1 protein-coding gene is annotated in these 982 nt (G+C 59.7%); it reads right to left on the bottom strand.

All coding sequences use genetic code 11. The annotated features are described in order from the left end of the window. The coding region (locus tag BFQ03_RS07075) for a ribonucleotide-diphosphate reductase subunit beta (RefSeq protein ID WP_065942765.1) at positions 1-982 on the bottom strand (982 nt) is incomplete at both ends.

Raw genomic sequence — 982 nt, 5'->3', positions numbered from 1 at the left:
ATCTGCGACAGGCGACGGTTGGCGATGAATTTGAGGTAGTCCTCCATCATCGCCGCGTTCATGCCCAGCACGCCGCGCGGCATGGTGTCGCGTGCGTATTCGATCTCCAACTGGGTCCCTTGCAGGATCATTTGGGTCGCTTCTTCCTTCATCTCGGCATCCCACAAATGTGGGTTTTCGATTTTGATCTGGTTGATCACGTCGATACCGAAGTTCAGGTGCATCGACTCATCGCGCAGGATGTACTGGAACTGCTCGGCCACTCCGGTCATTTTGTTGCGACGGCCCATGGACAGGATCTGGGTGAAGCCGCAGTAGAAGAAGATGCCTTCCAGTACGCAGTAGTAGGCGACGAGGTTGCGCAGCAGTTCCTTGTCGGTGTCGACGGTGCCGGTTTCGAACTTCGGATCGGAGATCGAACGGGTGTACTTCAGGCCCCAGGCGGCTTTTTTAGCGACCGATGGGATCTCGTGGTACATGTTGAAGATCTCGCCTTCATCCATGGCCAGCGATTCGATGCAGTACTGGTAGGCGTGGGTGTGGATCGCCTCTTCGAAGGCCTGGCGCAGGATGTACTGGCGGCACTCCGGGTTGGTGATCAGGCGGTATACGGCCAGGACCAGGTTGTTGGCGACCAGGGAGTCGGCGGTGGAGAAGAAGCCCAGGTTGCGCATGACGATGCGACGTTCGTCGTCGGTCAGGCCCTCGGGGTTTTTCCACAGGGCGATGTCGGCGGTCATGTTGACCTCTTGCGGCATCCAGTGGTTGGCGCAGCCGTCGAGGTATTTTTGCCAGGCCCAGTCGTACTTGAACGGCACGAGTTGGTTGAGGTCGGCGCGGCAGTTGATCATGCGCTTTTCGTCAACGGCGACACGGGCGGAAGCGCCTTCGAGCTCGGCGAGGCCTTCGGCAACGTCGAGTTTGTCCAGGGCAGCCTTGGCCCGCACGATGGCGGCGGAGTCATTGGCGGTGACGGCGCGGG

The organism is Pseudomonas sp. 25 R 14, assembly GCF_900004755.1.
Taxonomy (GTDB): Bacteria; Pseudomonadota; Gammaproteobacteria; order Pseudomonadales; family Pseudomonadaceae; genus Aquipseudomonas; species Aquipseudomonas brenneri.
Note: the sequence above shows the minus strand (reverse complement) of the source record. Positions and strands in the feature narration are given on the sequence as shown.